13 protein-coding genes and 1 riboswitch are annotated in these 15,820 nt (G+C 45.4%); of the genes, 7 read left to right on the forward strand and 6 right to left on the reverse strand.

Features of this window, described 5'->3' with window-relative positions; genetic code table 11:
- Positions 1 to 5 precede the first annotated feature (5 nt).
- Both A3Q3_RS13795 and cptA read right to left on the reverse strand, forming a co-directional pair.
- Positions 6 to 761 (reverse strand): phosphatase PAP2 family protein, encoded by a 756-nt coding sequence (locus A3Q3_RS13795; RefSeq protein ID WP_020183106.1) that lies wholly within the window; start codon positions 759 to 761, stop codon positions 6 to 8.
- Positions 748 to 2,478 carry a phosphoethanolamine transferase CptA gene (gene cptA, locus A3Q3_RS0108205; RefSeq protein ID WP_020183107.1) on the reverse strand — a complete coding sequence of 577 codons (1,731 nt, stop codon included), beginning with the start codon at positions 2,476 to 2,478 and terminating at the stop codon, positions 748 to 750. Before cptA ends, A3Q3_RS13795 begins: the two co-directional genes overlap by 14 nt.
- A 382-nt stretch (positions 2,479 to 2,860) precedes the next feature.
- Here cptA and A3Q3_RS0108215 point away from each other — a divergent pair, with 382 nt between their 5' ends.
- The 4 genes from A3Q3_RS0108215 to A3Q3_RS0108230 are packed head-to-tail and all read left to right on the forward strand — an operon-like array spanning position 2,861 to position 6,537.
- Positions 2,861 to 3,505 (forward strand): thermostable hemolysin, encoded by a 645-nt coding sequence (locus A3Q3_RS0108215; protein ID WP_033425110.1) that lies wholly within the window; start codon positions 2,861 to 2,863, stop codon positions 3,503 to 3,505.
- A 9-nt stretch (positions 3,506 to 3,514) separates the two neighbouring features.
- Positions 3,515 to 5,041: an AMP-binding protein gene (locus A3Q3_RS0108220; protein WP_020183109.1), complete on the forward strand. Its 1,527-nt coding sequence runs from the start codon at positions 3,515 to 3,517 to the stop codon at positions 5,039 to 5,041.
- A complete protein-coding gene (locus tag A3Q3_RS0108225) occupies positions 5,038 to 5,712 on the forward strand; it encodes a TenA family transcriptional regulator (RefSeq protein WP_020183110.1) in 675 nt (224 codons plus the stop codon). The genes A3Q3_RS0108220 and A3Q3_RS0108225 overlap by 4 nt, the downstream gene beginning before the upstream one ends.
- A gap of 18 nt (positions 5,713 to 5,730) precedes the next feature.
- On the forward strand, positions 5,731 to 6,537 hold the full coding sequence (locus A3Q3_RS0108230; RefSeq protein WP_020183111.1) for an SDR family oxidoreductase: 807 nt from the start codon (positions 5,731 to 5,733) through the stop codon (positions 6,535 to 6,537).
- 156 nt (positions 6,538 to 6,693) lie between these two features.
- Here the strand turns inward: A3Q3_RS0108230 and A3Q3_RS13800 are convergent, their stop codons facing one another.
- Positions 6,694 to 6,921 (reverse strand): hypothetical protein, encoded by a 228-nt coding sequence (locus tag A3Q3_RS13800; RefSeq protein WP_020183112.1) that lies wholly within the window; start codon positions 6,919 to 6,921, stop codon positions 6,694 to 6,696.
- A gap of 66 nt (positions 6,922 to 6,987) precedes the next feature.
- A riboswitch (TPP riboswitch) is annotated at positions 6,988 to 7,099 on the forward strand.
- Between the two features lie 26 nt (positions 7,100 to 7,125).
- Here A3Q3_RS13800 and thiC point away from each other — a divergent pair.
- Positions 7,126 to 9,009 carry a phosphomethylpyrimidine synthase ThiC gene (gene thiC / locus A3Q3_RS0108240; protein ID WP_020183113.1) on the forward strand — a complete coding sequence of 628 codons (1,884 nt, stop codon included), beginning with the start codon at positions 7,126 to 7,128 and terminating at the stop codon, positions 9,007 to 9,009.
- 163 nt (positions 9,010 to 9,172) lie between these two features.
- On the opposite strand, the gene A3Q3_RS0108245 is transcribed toward thiC, so the two are convergent.
- From A3Q3_RS0108245 to A3Q3_RS0108255, 3 genes are all read right to left on the reverse strand, one after another.
- On the reverse strand, positions 9,173 to 9,481 hold the full coding sequence (locus A3Q3_RS0108245) for a DUF5666 domain-containing protein (protein ID WP_020183114.1): 309 nt from the start codon (positions 9,479 to 9,481) through the stop codon (positions 9,173 to 9,175).
- A 279-nt stretch (positions 9,482 to 9,760) separates the two neighbouring features.
- A complete protein-coding gene (locus A3Q3_RS0108250) occupies positions 9,761 to 11,677 on the reverse strand; it encodes an AAA family ATPase (protein WP_020183115.1) in 1,917 nt (638 codons plus the stop codon).
- Between the two features lie 130 nt (positions 11,678 to 11,807).
- On the reverse strand, positions 11,808 to 13,367 hold the full coding sequence (locus A3Q3_RS0108255; RefSeq protein ID WP_020183116.1) for an FAD-dependent oxidoreductase: 1,560 nt from the start codon (positions 13,365 to 13,367) through the stop codon (positions 11,808 to 11,810).
- Between the two features lie 181 nt (positions 13,368 to 13,548).
- Between A3Q3_RS0108255 and creB the strand changes: the two genes are divergently transcribed.
- Positions 13,549 to 14,259, forward strand: a complete 711-nt coding sequence (gene creB, locus A3Q3_RS0108260; RefSeq protein WP_020183117.1) for a two-component system response regulator CreB — start codon at positions 13,549 to 13,551, stop codon at positions 14,257 to 14,259.
- Positions 14,260 to 14,268: 9 nt separating this feature from the next.
- The gene (gene creC / locus A3Q3_RS0108265; RefSeq protein WP_020183118.1) at positions 14,269 to 15,708 is read left to right on the forward strand and encodes a two-component system sensor histidine kinase CreC; all 1,440 of its coding nucleotides are present in this window, start codon (positions 14,269 to 14,271) and stop codon (positions 15,706 to 15,708) included.
- Positions 15,709 to 15,820: the final 112 nt, after the last annotated feature.

Consider the following 15,820-nt stretch of genomic DNA (forward strand, 5'->3'; position numbering starts at 1 on the left):
AATGTCTATTTCTTATTGAGTGATGGAGTAAACATGAACTGGCAGAACAGAATGAAACAAGCTATCCAGACCGTCATGAGGGTGTGTGATAAAAAGTGGGCACCACGCATTTGCTGCACCCAACCCAAGGCAATGCCAACGCTCAGCCCGGCTAAACCTACGCGCCACGCAACCTTGGGTTGATGCGGCAACCAGAACACACAGCAAGCAGCCAACCAAAGCCCGGTGGTGGCATGCCCGGCAGGAAAGCAATGGCCTGCAAGGTAGTGCAGGGGTGTGGCATCAAAGAATGAAAGATGGTGGTAAGCACCCCCATAACGATCGATATCCCACGGGCAATGCAATACGGAGGTTTGTTTAAGCAAGGTAGTGATGCTAGAAATCAGCACTGCGGATAAAGCAATAAAGCGCAACCTGACACGTAACAATGGCGCATTCAGCCATGGTTTCACACCATCAGACAACACAGCTAAGCACACCAAAGCAGCCGCCACTTGCAATATGGTTTTCACATAGCCATGCATCAAGGTTTTGGCAAACCAAGTGTTTTTCCAAGGAAAAATCTGCTGCTGTGCATCAAAGTAATAATCGGCAAAGGCAATATCAATGGCATCAAAGCGCAGGGTGATGAGCACTAGCACACCCAATAACAGCAAACCCCAAAGTGCTTTGCGCTGCCACGCAGTGAGGTGGCGCATACCGCGTATATCAGTAGCTTGCACTCGCATAGATTTGGACTGTATTTGACTAATCGTAGTCATGGCGCGTTAATGCCTTGGTATCAACCAACTGTTGCAGCGACCTGCCATAAGGGTTGCCTACCAAGATGGGGTCTTCCAAAAATGCACTATTCACTACACTTTCATGCGGCATAAAGCCGTCATAGCGCAAACCAATCAGGTCAGAAAAAGCGTAAATAAAGTCTGCATTATCAAACTGGCGATGCAGTATTTCAGGAGAGGCTAACAAGGGTGCATTGACCCAATTAGGTGAGTGCCAAACCACAAACGGAATGGCATACATAGCGTAAGTCGGGCTGGCTTCATTGCGGCCTTGAAAATCATGCTGTGCAGAGTCGTAGACATCTTCACCATGGTCAGAAAAGTAAACCAGCAAACTATGCTGTTGCTTATGTTTCAGGCGATCAATCAGGGCATACACAATGCTATCGTTGTAACGCACGGCATTGTCATACGCATTAATGGTCTCCACTTGGTCTGCTGATAAATCTTTGGGCAGGCCTTTGTCATCATGAAAGACGTCATAAGCTTCCGGGTAGCGATACGCGTATTTCATATGCGTGCCCAGTAAGTGCACAACAATGAGCTTTTTCTCATCCTGCCGATTAAGAATTTCCGTATAAGGCGCCAATACTTTTTCATCAAAGCTATAGGCATTTTGTTGGCGTGAGGTATTTAAAAACACCTGTTGATCCGCCTGCTTGGCAAAGGTGGTGAGCATGGTGTTTCTGGCCGTGAGCGTTTGTTGATTGCTCACCCAGTAAGTGCGATAGCCGGCTTGCTTCATCATGGCCATCAACGATGGTTTGGTTTTGTATACATCCGGGTGATGCTGATTGGCAAAAGTAAGCACTTGCTCCAAGCTCTCAATCGTATTGGGGCGAGAGGCAAATACGTTATCAAACACACTGAGCTCATTCTGAATGCTGCTGAGCTTGGGATTGGTATCGCGATGGTAGCCATACAAGCCCATGTGCAAACGATTGGTGGATTCACCTATGACGATGACAACCGTGGTAGGTAAGGGCTTGGCCTGCTCCGTTAAATGCGTCAATGGTGGAATTTTCTTAAAACTCAGCAAATTACGCTCAATCTCGCCCAACTCACGCTCGTAATGCATGTATCCCAACAATAGCTGCCAAGGAGAAGACACAGCGAAATGGCGATCTATCGTGCTATAGGCCACTCCAATATCTCTGGCCTTGATGGCCTTAATCATGGGATATGCAAACACCACCAACAAAATACCTAGCACAGCCGCGTAGGCAGTGGTTTTCTTGATGGTGAATGCATCAATTTTGGACCATAGATAGACGGGGATAGCGGTAAATAGAATGAAGCCTAGCCCAATGGTCCAAGAAAAATAATTCTGGAAATACTCTCTGGACTCCGATTGATTCGACTCAAAAATAATAAAGATTAGGCTTTGTGTGATCTCTTGCCGATACACCAAAAAATAACCGAAGCCAGGCAGTGCCAGCAACCAAACCAATACGGCAAAAAGCCCAGTCACTTTTTTTGCATGCTTAGGTAACAACAATAATGGAATCAACCAAAGCAATGCCGTAATCGTGGCGTCCTTGAAGCCCTCAAACGAAGCGGTACGCGACATGCCTATTAATAGCTGCGTCACGCCAGTGAGATACCAGAACAAAACATAGGTCCACATCATGGACTGTTTGGCCTCACCCGGCTGGCTGGGCAAGTTGAATGTTGTTGCAGGGACAGTTGACTGCATAAGCAATGGGATTCTTCTTTTGTATTTGGAATAAACAAACACGCTGGATGCAGCAATGCTTGTGTGCAGATATTCGCAAGGGATATGCCAACTACTTGAAAAGCAAACAACAACCGTTTAAATATTAAAATTTATCTTTATTAAACAGTGAGTTATAAAAAATAGGCACGCCTTATGCGTACAAGCACTGCAGCATGTTTGTCATGCCTACTGCAAAAACCCTACGTTTTTTGCAGGCAATTAAAATAGCCTACCTGATGAATCGTGCAAAATTTGCATGATATATATGGTGAAAATAGGTTAACCATATGATTTATATCGACAAAAATAGATGGCACATGGCTTGCATCTATCCATTCAAGTCATTACTAAAAGGGCGCCTATGCTTACCACAGCCATTGCAACATCCACGATGTATACTGCTGATACTGCTTATCAACTGAGGGATTTCGCCCAGTCGAAACGCTATCAAGTGAACGAAATTACTGCACACACTGTTGCCCCTGATGCGCCATGCCGTGCCGAGGTAGAGCGCTTTATTCAAACAGTGTTTAAGCAAGTGTATGGCGCCAATATCACACAATTTATGCCGGATTTAGTCGCCCTACGCGATACCAATGGCGTGCTGATGGCAGCCTTTGGTCTACATGCTGCAGCGCATGAAAAATTGTTTCTGGAACAATATATCGATGTGCCGATTGAGCAACTGATGTCCGAACGCTTGGGTAGAAGCATTACCCGCCATGAAATCACTTGTATTGGTAATTTGGCTGTTGCCAATCCACGTAATGCAGGCGTACTCATCGCACACGTGATTCAACACAGTTTGAATATTGGTATTGAGTGGTGCGTGGCTACGGCGCATCACAGCTTACAAAATGGATTAATCAAAGGTGGGCGTGATGTGTATGCGTTAGCACCTGCCAATCCAAACCGACTCACCCCCGAAGCATTAAGCCAATGGGGTACGTATTATCGCCATCTGCCGCAAATCATTGCCATACGTGGAGTAGCTAATTCGCTTTAATCCAGCCTTATGATTCATTCAGCCATTATTCAACATGCAAGGCAAGCGCCTGACCGCGTTGCCTTGCATGGCCTAGAAAGCACGCTCACGTATGGCATGTTGAATGCCTGCATTATTAAAGCCAGCATTCATTTAGCCAAATTTGCAGACCATACACGCATTGCCATTGCGCTCCAGAACCAACCTGCCTGGGTAGTGTTGGATATTGCAGCGTTGCAGCTCAACCTGCCGCAAGTGCCACTGCCCGCTTTCTTTTCAGATGCGCAACTGCAGCATGCCATTCAAGATGCAGGGGTTAACGTACTGATCACCGACCAAGCTGCGCGCTACGATGCTATTTTGGGTGATCGCATCATCCATAAAACCACCACGCAAATTGCAGATGTAGAGCTGACGGAATATCAACTCATGACTGTTGACACACCTATAGCGGCAAATACCGCCAAAATCACCTATACCTCTGGCACTACCGGCGCACCCAAAGGGGTATGTTTAAGCCAGCAAGCCATGCTACAAGTGGCACAAGCCATTCAGTCTTCGGTCAAACTCACCCCAAATGACCACCACTTATGTGTGTTGCCACTGTCCACCTTGTTAGAAAATGTAGCGGGGGTGTATGCCAGCCTGATTGCGGGTGCGACCGTACATCTCTACCCTGCCGAGCAAGTGGGATTTGCCGGTGTAAACTTTGATGTGAAAAAGCTGTTTTCGGCACTGGCTTTAAGCCAAGCATCTACTGTCATTCTGATTCCAGAACTGTTGAACGCGCTGATTAAATTGTGCGAAACCGAAGCAGCACATGCCTATGCAACAGCGCTCATACATTTACGATTCATTGCCGTAGGCGGCGCGCATGTATCGAGCGCATTGCTACACCGCGCTGGCGCACTCGGCCTGCCGGTGTACGAGGGCTACGGCTTATCAGAAAGTGCTTCTGTCGTGACCCTCAACACACCAGAAGCAGAAAGAATCGGCAGCGTAGGTAAACCGCTGCCACATATCAGCATGTGTGTTGCCGATGACAACGAAATCTTAGTCAAAGGCTCAAACTTTCTTGGCTATACCCACGCACCCGCCAACTTTGAAGGCGACGGCTGGATGCCCACCGGAGACATAGGCTATTGCGATGCAGATGGCTTTTGGTTTCTACAAGGGCGCAAAAAAAACATGTTCATCACCTCGTTTGGACGCAATGTATCGCCAGAATGGATAGAACTTGAATTGCGCCACTTGCCCGGCGTTCAACAAGCCTGCGTATTTGGCGAAGCCAAACCTTGGAATGTGGCGGTGATTACCCTGAGCCAAGACTTTATCTCTCAGAAATCCACAGACAACACTACATTGGCGGGCAGCATTGCCGCGCTGAATGAGCAACTACCGGATTACGCACGGATTGGTCATTGGCTGATTAGCCGCGACCCATTTAGCGTGGATAACGGACAACTGACGCCCAATGGCCGCCTCAAACGTGAGGCTATTTGGCAGTCATACCAACACAATATTGAAGCACTCTATGCAGAAAAGGAATATCTATGACGTTTTATCATCAACTCATTGCCGCTACAGAACAAGAGCGCAATACCCTGATGAGTCTGCCCCTGATTCAACAAGGCGGCGCTGGCAATATCTCGTTACAAACCTACATTGCGTTTCTCACACAAGCGTATCATCATGTCAAACACACCACACCGTTGTTGATGGCATGCGGCGGTCGTTTAAACGGTCAATACGAATGGCTACGCACCGCCATTGGTGAATATATTGAAGAAGAGATGGGGCACCAAGAATGGGTGCTGAACGACATAGCAACATGCGGTGCCGATAAAGAAGCAGTGCGTAATGCAAGCAATGCCGACTCCAGCCCGAGCCAAGCGACTGAACTGATGGTGGCCTATGCTTACGACATGATTTACCGCGTTAATCCAGTCGGTTTTTTTGGCATGGTATTGGTGCTAGAAGGCACCAGCACAGCGGTGGCTACACAAGCAGGTGAACAGCTAATGTCCAGTTTAAATCTACCTAAAAAGGCGTTTAGCTATTTGCTGTCTCATGGCTCCTTGGATATCAGCCATGTTTCGTTCTACGAGAGTTTGATGAACCAAATCACGGATGAAAAAGACCAAGCTATTGTGATTCACGCCGCAAAAATGTTCTATAAACTGTATGGCGATGTATTTAGAGATGTTGCAGCCCGCACCATGTCATGATTGATGAAGGGAAACATTATGCAATTATCGCAACAACGCATCTTGCTCACGGGTGCAACTGGTGGCTTGGGCCGTGAGGTCGCTTTACTGCTAGCCAAAAAAGGAGCCATTCTCGGTTTAGTGGGGCGTGACGCGCAAAAACTCAACGCACTTAAACAGCAAGTTGAGCAAGCCGGCGGCAGGGCCGAATGCCTTGTGGTCAACCTGAGTGATGAAGGTGCCAGCACCGCACTCATTCAACAGGCCAAGGCTGCGCTGGGTCATATTGATATATTGATCAATAACGCTGGTGTACTGGATTTTATTGAGCTACAAGACCAAAGTGATGCGCGCATCGCAGAGATGGTCAATACCAATGTCACAGCATTGATTCAACTCACACGCGCAATACTGCCTGATTTTCAGTCAGCCAATAAAGGCCACTTTGTCTTTATCGGCTCTATTTTCGGCTCACTGGGCTTTCCGCACTTTGCCACCTACTGCGCCACCAAGTTTGCCGTGCATGGCTTTTCACAAGCGTTAAGACGTGAATTGGTTAATACCAACATTGGTGTCACTTACGTTGCCCCCAGAGGGATTGATACGCCTATGAATGCACCGAATGTAGATGCTATGTGGAAAAAATCCGGCAATGCGGTAGATAAGCCGGACAAAGTGGCCAGCTTGATTGTGAAAGCGCTAGAGCAAGAGAAACAGGAGCTGTTTATTGGGCAACCGCAAAGCTTTTTTGCTTGGCTCAATGGCGTATTTCCAAGCGCGGTGAATATAGGGCTTAAACAACAAACGGCATTGGCGGCAGAATTTCTAAAGAAACCGCACCTATAAAATAGGCTTCAAAAAAGCAAAAAACTTCGTTAAGAAGTTTTATAAGTGCGATTTGAGATCAGTTTTTTCTGTAAGAAATTACAGACTAAGAAATTACAGACTAAGAAACTATAGGATATATAAGCTATAGAATATATATACTCTAGAATTAATACGCTATAGATAAAGCACAGCTGGGAAAACAGTTGCAGCAAACACAAATACCAGCCATTCCATTCCCCAGCGCTCTAAGTGGCCGGTGAAATGCAGCGTTAGCACAGCAATAGCTAACAAGTAATAAATGGCGATTAAAATCATAAGTGATAAAAATGAATGTTCTGTTTTTTGTACAAGTGTATTTATATCATTTTTTACTAAAAAAGTATCTACTCTCTCCACATTCATAACGACAACACAATCGTATTCTTTAACGTAAATTCTTGCTTTTCAACGATTTTTCGCGTACATTTCGCCTATTGCTAGGGGTCTGTAAATCCTTATTTTTATATGGTTTTTGCAGTGAGAAACACCCTTCGAACCTGATGCGGGTCATACCGCCGTAGGGAAGCGCCTTTATGCTCCTTACGCTATTAATTTTTGGAGCATGCCTTGAACGCCACCGATAAAAATCTAGTTAAATTTCTTAACGAAACCGCCTCTGTAGATGAAGGCGCAACCAAACCTTTTGCCAAATCACGCAAAATTTATGTAGAAGGCAGCCGCCCAGATATTCGCGTACCGTTCCGTGAAATTTCTTTAAGCGATACGCCTTCTGCTTTTGGCGCAGAAAAGAACCCACCTGTCGTGGTTTACGATACATCAGGTCCATACACGGATCCAGATGTCAGTATTGATATCCGTAACGGCTTGCCTGCGCTGCGCGCTGGTTGGATTATGGAACGTGGCGATGTAGAACAACTGGATGGCCCAAGCTCAGAATTTGGTCACCAACGCTTGGTAGACCCAGAACTTTCTGAAATGCGTTTTAACTTGCACCGCAAGCCATTGCGCGCAAAAGCCGGCCAAAACGTCAGCCAAATGCATTACGCACGTAAAGGCATCATCACGCCAGAGATGGAATACATTGCCATTCGCGAAAATCAACGCCGCGAGAACATGAGCGAGTTGCTACAAACGCAACACCCAGGCCAACATTTTGGCGCCAGCATTCCTAAAGTCATCACGCCAGAATTTGTACGTGACGAAGTTGCACGTGGCCGCGCCATTATTCCTCTAAACATCAACCACCCGGAAATCGAGCCGATGATTATTGGCCGTAACTTCTTGGTGAAAATCAATGCCAACATCGGTAACTCAGCATTGGGTTCTTCCATCTCAGAAGAAGTAGAAAAAATGGTGTGGGGTACCCGTTGGGGTGGCGATACCGTGATGGATCTATCCACCGGTAAAAACATCCACGAAACACGCGAGTGGATCATCCGCAACTCACCTGTGCCGATTGGTACCGTGCCTATCTACCAAGCCTTAGAAAAAGTAAACGGCAAAGCCGAAGACTTAACCTGGGAAATTTTCCGCGACACTTTAATTGAGCAAGCCGAACAAGGTGTGGACTACTTCACCATCCATGCGGGTGTACGTTTAGCTTACATTCCGATGACCGCAAAACGCATGACTGGTATCGTGTCACGCGGTGGTTCGATTATGGCGAAATGGTGTTTAGCACACCATAAAGAATCTTTCTTGTATGAGCATTTTGAAGACATCTGCGACATCATGAAAGCCTACGATGTGAGCTTCTCATTAGGGGATGGCTTACGCCCAGGTTCTATTTACGATGCCAACGATGAAGCGCAATTTGCAGAACTCAAAACATTGGGCGAATTGACACAAATCGCTTGGAAGCACGACGTGCAATGTATGATCGAAGGCCCAGGGCACGTACCGATGCACCTGATTAAAGAGAACATGGACTTGCAACTTGAGCATTGCGGTGAAGCCCCGTTCTACACCTTAGGCCCATTAACCACTGACATCGCACCGGGTTATGACCACATCACCTCAGGTATCGGCGCCGCCATGATTGGCTGGTATGGCTGTGCAATGCTGTGTTACGTCACGCCAAAAGAGCACTTGGGCTTGCCAGACAAAGAGGACGTACGTGTGGGCATCATCACATACAAAATCGCAGCCCACGCTGCAGACTTGGCCAAAGGCCACCCCGGTGCGCAAATCCGTGACAATGCATTAAGTAAAGCGCGTTTTGAGTTCCGTTGGGAAGACCAATTTAACCTAGGCCTAGACCCGGAAAAAGCCAAGGAATTCCATGACGAAACCTTGCCGCAAGAAGGTGCAAAACAAGCGCACTTCTGCTCAATGTGCGGCCCGCATTTCTGCTCCATGAAAATCTCACAAGATGTACGTGATTACGCAGCTGAGCAAGGTGTTTCTGAACAAGAAGCCCTACACAAAGGCATGCAAGAAAAAGCCATTGAGTTTGTGAAAAAAGGCAGTGAAGTGTATCAAAAAGTGTAATCGCTTTTAGATAGCTTTAACCCATAAAAAAGCCAGCGCATGCTGGCTTTTTTATGGGGCTTGAGCCCAGTTAGGCTTATCCCCCAGACAATAATAACTGCTGTGGGTTATTCATGCTCTAAGGCATACCAATCGATAAGCCTAGGCACTGGCTAACGTGCGATTATTTTTTACCACATTTGCTTGGCTTGGCAGATTCAATCTCTTTCACCACACCTTTTTTGTGCTCAACCTCAACGCATGAGCCGACCACCAAAGGGCCATGATCATTATCAATGTCTGTTTTATCAGTGACTTCGACTTGCTGACCACTGATCACCCAAATACCAGGGTTTTCAGCAGGGCGGCTCTCAACCGTGCCGTAAAATTCTTCATCAGCAAACGCTAAGTTGCTGGATGCAAAACAACTGGTTGCAACAATTAATAGGGCAACTCTTAAAGTAACGAATGGTTTTGTTTTTGCGATATTCATAACATACTCCTCATGATTAATTATGTGTATTGGCTAGGATTTAAAATCAAGCCCATAAAAAATCATAACGAGTAATGTGTGCTTTACACATAGGACAAATGCTTATTGTTATGTAGGAATTGATGAAGAGATAAAACACTTACTTTAATGCATGGAGGAAAAAACCACCGACTTTATCTTTAAGTTCGAGCCCTGTGCGGCTCACCGATTCTAACAAAACAGAGAACTGGGTAGTAATAATTAGTATGTAGTGAATATGTTCACATATATAACTCAAACTTAGTTCTGTTTAATAATGTTTGCGCAAATAGTCCTTAATTCTTTCTTTCTTGATTTGGGTATCTTTTCCCAAAAAACCTTTGTAGATAACAGCTTGATAAGTTTCTCTAAGTCCTTAGATAAGTAACCATCTGGTAAATAGCTTTCTAAGTTGCCTTCTCTCAAAATATTCACGCCTACACTTCTTTGATTTTTTAGAAAAGCATCTAATTTATTGGATTCATCTTCTGACAAATCTTTTCGGACTATTTTTCGCTTAGATTTTATATATTCCCATACTTCGGCTGTGGTACCCCATTCTTTAGTTTTAATAGCTGTTTCAATAGCATTTACTAGTGTCTCTCCGTCAATCGATTTTATATTTTCAAGTACATCACTTTTTATTTCAACAGTGTTTGTTTTAAATAGTTTTTTGAGGTCGGCAGTTCCAACTTGTTCTATATAGTCAAAATCTGCAACTATGTAATAGCTAATTTTGCTTGCAATAAGAATTTTTTTATATGCCTCGAAAAGACCTTTCCCACCGACACTTATTACTTCAATTATTCTTCCACTAGATTCTGAGCGTCCAAAATGATCTAGTAATTTTTCAAAAAAAATACGATCTGACAATCCTTCAACCAAAACTACCTTATCAGCAAAGAATAATCTTTCGTTATTTTGACTATTAACTATATTTAAAAGATGTTTAGCCGATGGTAATGTTTCTGCGTCTAAGCGTGCTACATGACTCTTCTGATTTTGGTTATAAACTCTAGATACGTAACTTATAGATTCAGGCGAAATAAAAGTTGCTGAATGAGTAGCAAATAAAAACTGGTTGTTAGTTGATTTTGATAGCTTAATAAACAATTGAAGTAGTGTCTTTTGCCATTTTGGATGAAGATGTAATTCTGGTTCATCCACAATAATTAATGCATCTCTAACATTTAACGCAAAAATTGCAAAAAGATATGTAAGAAGCTCTTTTTCTCCTGATGAAGCATTGTTAACAAGAAATGTGGTGCCGTGCTTGTTTAATCTAATGTTGTAGCTATTTTTTAGAGCATTGATTGTTTCTAATGACCATTGATAACCCAGATCACTCAGAATATCAGTAAGCTTTTTAAGATTTGCATTTTTATAGAATTCAACCTTTGCACTTACATTATCTTTCTCTTGTAACAACCGAAATTTTTGAGCTAGCCTACCAATAGCTAAGCTAACTATAGATGTTTGATTCCTTGAGCTAGCTGCATTGCTATGTCTCTTCGTCTCAAAATCATTATAGCCCGCAAGTTCTACGTGTGATTGAAAACCTGAGGCTGAACGATTTACTGGAAGGTATACCAGCGGCATAGCTAAAGGTTCTAATTCATACTCTTCTCTCAGTTTATCAACCATTTCAAACATTCTAAGATATTGTAAGAAATAGTCAGCTTCAACTGACTCTGGATTTTGTATTCCTCCGTTCAATACTCTATACGTGAAGACTGTTTTTTCTTTAATCTTAGTCAAATCCCAAGCTAGTGAATTAGCTATCTGCAAATTGATATATTTTCTACTTGCTTTTTCAATAAGACTTTCAGCGTCGGTCTTTATGGTATTCATATTGTTCATATCTTTTTTTGTAACTTGAACACTAATTTCAACCAATTGCTCTAAGTTCATACCGTCAGTATGTTTATCCAAAACCATATTATTTAAGGCATCGTTATGCCTAAATTCGTACCTATCTGGATTGTCGGCTGTTGGCACATTTACGGCATACATGGATGAGAAAAGATGTCTTTGAAGCATTATGACTATGGTATCTAGTAGATTTGTTTTTCCTCCACCATTGGGCCCAATGATTATTGTTATGTTGTCATCGACCAATAATTCCTCTCGATCAAGAAAGCTTCTTACATTTTGAATGACAATTTTCTTTATTAGCATAGGGGGCTACATACTTTATTGGTTTACCCCGTTTATGTAACACGGGGGGCTAAAGTTACATTATCTTTGCAGATTAACAGGTATTTCAAATTGTGCAATTTTCGATACATTTAGCTTTTACTATCCATTATTAAAAATGAATTCCAGTATTGGATAGATACGCTTCCAGCATAGAAATAGTTAAGTGATTTCCAACCAGTCCGATATAACCATCCGGGCGCATCAAATAAAATGCTGGTGCTGAAACTCCCACACGCGCAAGCTCTTGCATGTTGTATGTGCCATCTGGAATCACGTGAATAAATATTAGGTCATTCAGCTGACCTAAATCAGCTGGCACTGGCTGACCAATTACAATCAGGTTGTAGCGCGTATCGTCCATTTTTTGGAATAAATCTTCGACAGGACCATTCGACTGAAACTTGAGCTGTAACCATGGAAAGCGGTCGCCCGCCTTTGGGGCATTGGGTGGCTGACTGGTAAGCGTTTGTGATAGAGGGCTTTGCCGATAGTGAATGCCGATTTGCGAGATGGTTTGGAAGGCAAGCCGCTTAGTCCACTCAAACGTCATGGCAAACGCGGCGATGTTAGCTAGAATACGCGTGCGGAAAATCCCTGCCAGCCAATGGTCGGAAACCAGCATGGTGAAGGCTCGGTCTGTGGTTTTAAGTAAGCGCTGTGCGACTGGCAGGCGTTCGGCCTCGTAACTATCTAGCAGACTTTCACTCGCTTGCCCTTTTACCACCAGCGCAAGTTTCCACGCTAGATTATAAGCATCTTGCAAACCAGTGTTCATACCTTGCCCACCCATAGGGCTGTGGATATGCGCGGCATCGCCCAGCAAAAAGCAGCGTTTATCGCGAAATTTTTCTGCCGCGCGGTGCGCAATGCGATAGGTAGAAAACCAACTACACGCTTTGAAGGTTAGATCAACGCCAGCCTCACGTTGGATATCGGGGCTAAGTTCGCCAAAGCTGACATCCTCTTTATTTCTCAACCATTTGGGCAGAATACCAATGACGCGCCAACGATTGTTACCCACCATGGGGAAAAACAGATGAAAACCGTCACGCCATAAATACACGTTGAGTTCATCTGGCACCATATTGCCGGTGGCTTCTGTATCTGCCACAAAAAATACGTGCTCGTACGGTGCGCCGGGAAATTTGATTTCACAGAACTCGCGCACTGCGCTATGTGCACCATCGCAACCCGCAACATAGGCGGCACAGATTTTACTATGGCTGCCATCTGGCAATTTGAGGGTTGCATAGACGCCATCGGCCATTTGTGCGAGCGCAATTAACTCGGTATTCCACTGTATTGAAATATTTTGCTGATTGAGTCGCTCACCCAGAATGCGCTCGTTGTCATCCTGACCGAGCATCAGTACAAAGGGGAATGGGCTGACAGTTTTGCCAATATCACCGAGCGGGATGCGCGCCATGCGCTTGCCTGTTGCCCACATATTGGCGCCATTGCCACGCCGACCCAGTGCGAGTGCGCGTTCTGCAATACCTAGTTTTGCATAGATTTCCAACGTGCGTGCGTGCACGGCCATGGCGCGCGTTTGCTGTGCGGGGCCAGAATGTCTATCGATAATCATCACTCGGATGCCGCGCCGCCCAAGTTGATTGGCCAGCATTAAGCCAGTTGGGCCAGCGCCTACAATAAGCACATCAATATCCATAGAAATGCTCCTTGCAATTACATAATCGAATAATACTCTTTTGCCACGGCGACCCAACTATGTTCGACAACACAAAAGCATCACCGTTAAGATAATATAGACGACGCTAATGCGTTATAGAATATGCATACTTAGCTAATGAGATTAGCGTCACTTACTTAAACAAGAATAACGGCACACCATGGTACAGCGCATATTAGTGATAGAAGACGAGCCGAGCATTGCGGAAACCACCACCTATGCGCTGAATACCGATGGCTTTGAAACGGTATGGGCAAGCACCGGCCAGCATGCCATTGATATTCTGCAGCAGCAAAGTTTTGATCTGGCGGTATTGGATGTTGGCCTGCCGGACATCAATGGCTTTGAAGTATTCAGGCAAATTAACCATTTGTTGCCGGTGATTTTTTTAACGGCGCGCTCGGGTGAGATTGACCGTATTGTGGGGCTGGAGTTGGGCGCGGATGACTACATTGCTAAGCCGTTTAGCCCACGTGAGTTATGCGCACGCATCCGTACGGTGCTGCGGCGTGTACAAAAGCAACAAACCCAAGCACAAGAGGCAGTGCCTACTAACCACACACGTGCCAATCACGCCAATAAGCAAAACAACTTTTTTATAGATGAAGAGCGCAAGTGCATTCAATACCTTGGGGTGATGCTGGAGCTTTCGCGCACGGAATACCGCTTGCTTAAAGTACTGTGCGAGCGACCCGGGCGTGTGTTCACACGTGAAGAATTGATGAACCAAGCTTGGGAACATCCAGACGTGAGTTTAGAGCGCACTGTGGATGCGCATATTAAGCTTATCCGCGCCAAGCTGCGCGTAGTGAATGCAGAGACAGATCCCATTTTGACGCACCGCGGCTTGGGTTATTCGCTTAAAGAATAGCCTGCACACATGAGCAAACGTAACCGTATTTTTTTAAGTGTGATATTGCTGTTTACGCTGGGCGTGGCTGCTCTGCTGTATACGGTGAGTTCGGGCTTGGATATTCGCTACCGCGAATCTGCAGAGGAAACCTTAGTAGACACCGCCTATATTATGGCGGCATGGATTGAAGCCGACGCGTCCGAGTCGTTAATTGATGCCTCGCGCATGAATCACGTATTCGACAACCTATATAGCCGCCGCTTTACTGCCAAAATTTACGCCATTACCAAGCACAACGTCAATTTACGCGTGTATGTCACCGATAGTAATGGCACCGTGGTGTATGACTCGAAAGGCGAGAAAACAGGAGAGGATTTTCGTGCTTGGCACGATATTCACATGACCTTGTCTGGCCAATATGGCGCACGCACCACACGCACGGACGAGAACGACCCCAAAAGTAGTGTGATGTATGTGGCCGCGCCCATCCACGATAGCAACAATCAAATTATTGGCGCAGTCAGTGTGGGTAAAGCGGTGTCATCACAACATGAGCTCATTACTTCTGCGCAACAAAAACTGGTGAATGTTGGCCTGATTACGTTGATGGCCTTTTTAATATTGTTGATTGTGATCACGGTATGGCTGGCCAGCCCCACGCAGCTCACGCACGATATTGTGCAGGTATTTAAGCAAGAAAAGCTCACCCACCCAGTGAGGATATTACGCAGATTACGCACCATTTTTAAAAGCGCATTTTTAGATATGCGCGATGCGATGGCTGGCCGCAGCTATACCGAGGAATATGTGCAAGCGCTTACACATGAGCTGAAAAGCCCACTGACAACCATCAGAGGCGCTGCCGAATTGTTGCGTGAACCGATGGCCGAAACGCAAAAAATACGCTTTGCCGATAACATTCATCATCAGGCGCTGCGCCTGCAAGAGCTGGCCGATAAGCTACTTGAGTTATCCAGCCTGGAAAAACGCCACACTTTAGAAGAAGCCAATGCTGTAAGCATGCTGCGTTTGACGCAAGAGCTGATGCAAGCGTTAGCACCGATGGCCGAGCGTAAAAAAATCAAACTGGAGTTGATCGCGCAAGAAGATGTCACCGTAATGGGCGACGCTTTTTTACTGCAGCGCGCACTTACCAACTTGCTGGCCAATGCACTTGATTTTTCACCTGCGGACAGCAGCATCACAACCCAGATTGAAACCCAAGGCAAGCAATGCGTCATCAGCATCCGCGACCTTGGGCAGGGTATTCCGGAATATGCGCTAGACCGGATATTTGAGAAATTCTACTCGTTACGTCGCCCGGATTCCGGGCAAAAAAGTACAGGCTTGGGCCTGCCATTTGTGCGTGAGATTGCACATTTGCATGGCGGCGAAATTGTGCTTGCCAATCATCCGCAAGGGGGCGCAATCGCGCGTTTGACCCTGCCAAAAATCAGCAATACTTAGCATTAAACCTCGTTTTTCAGTCAAATTTCACACAGATTTCACACGCATTTCTCACGGAGTTCCCAGTGAGTTCTCGCTAGCAGCGCATGCTTCACCTTGTGCAAATTGAGCA

The sequence above is a fragment of the Methylotenera sp. 1P/1 genome (assembly GCF_000384355.1).
GTDB lineage: Bacteria > Pseudomonadota > Gammaproteobacteria > Burkholderiales > Methylophilaceae > Methylophilus.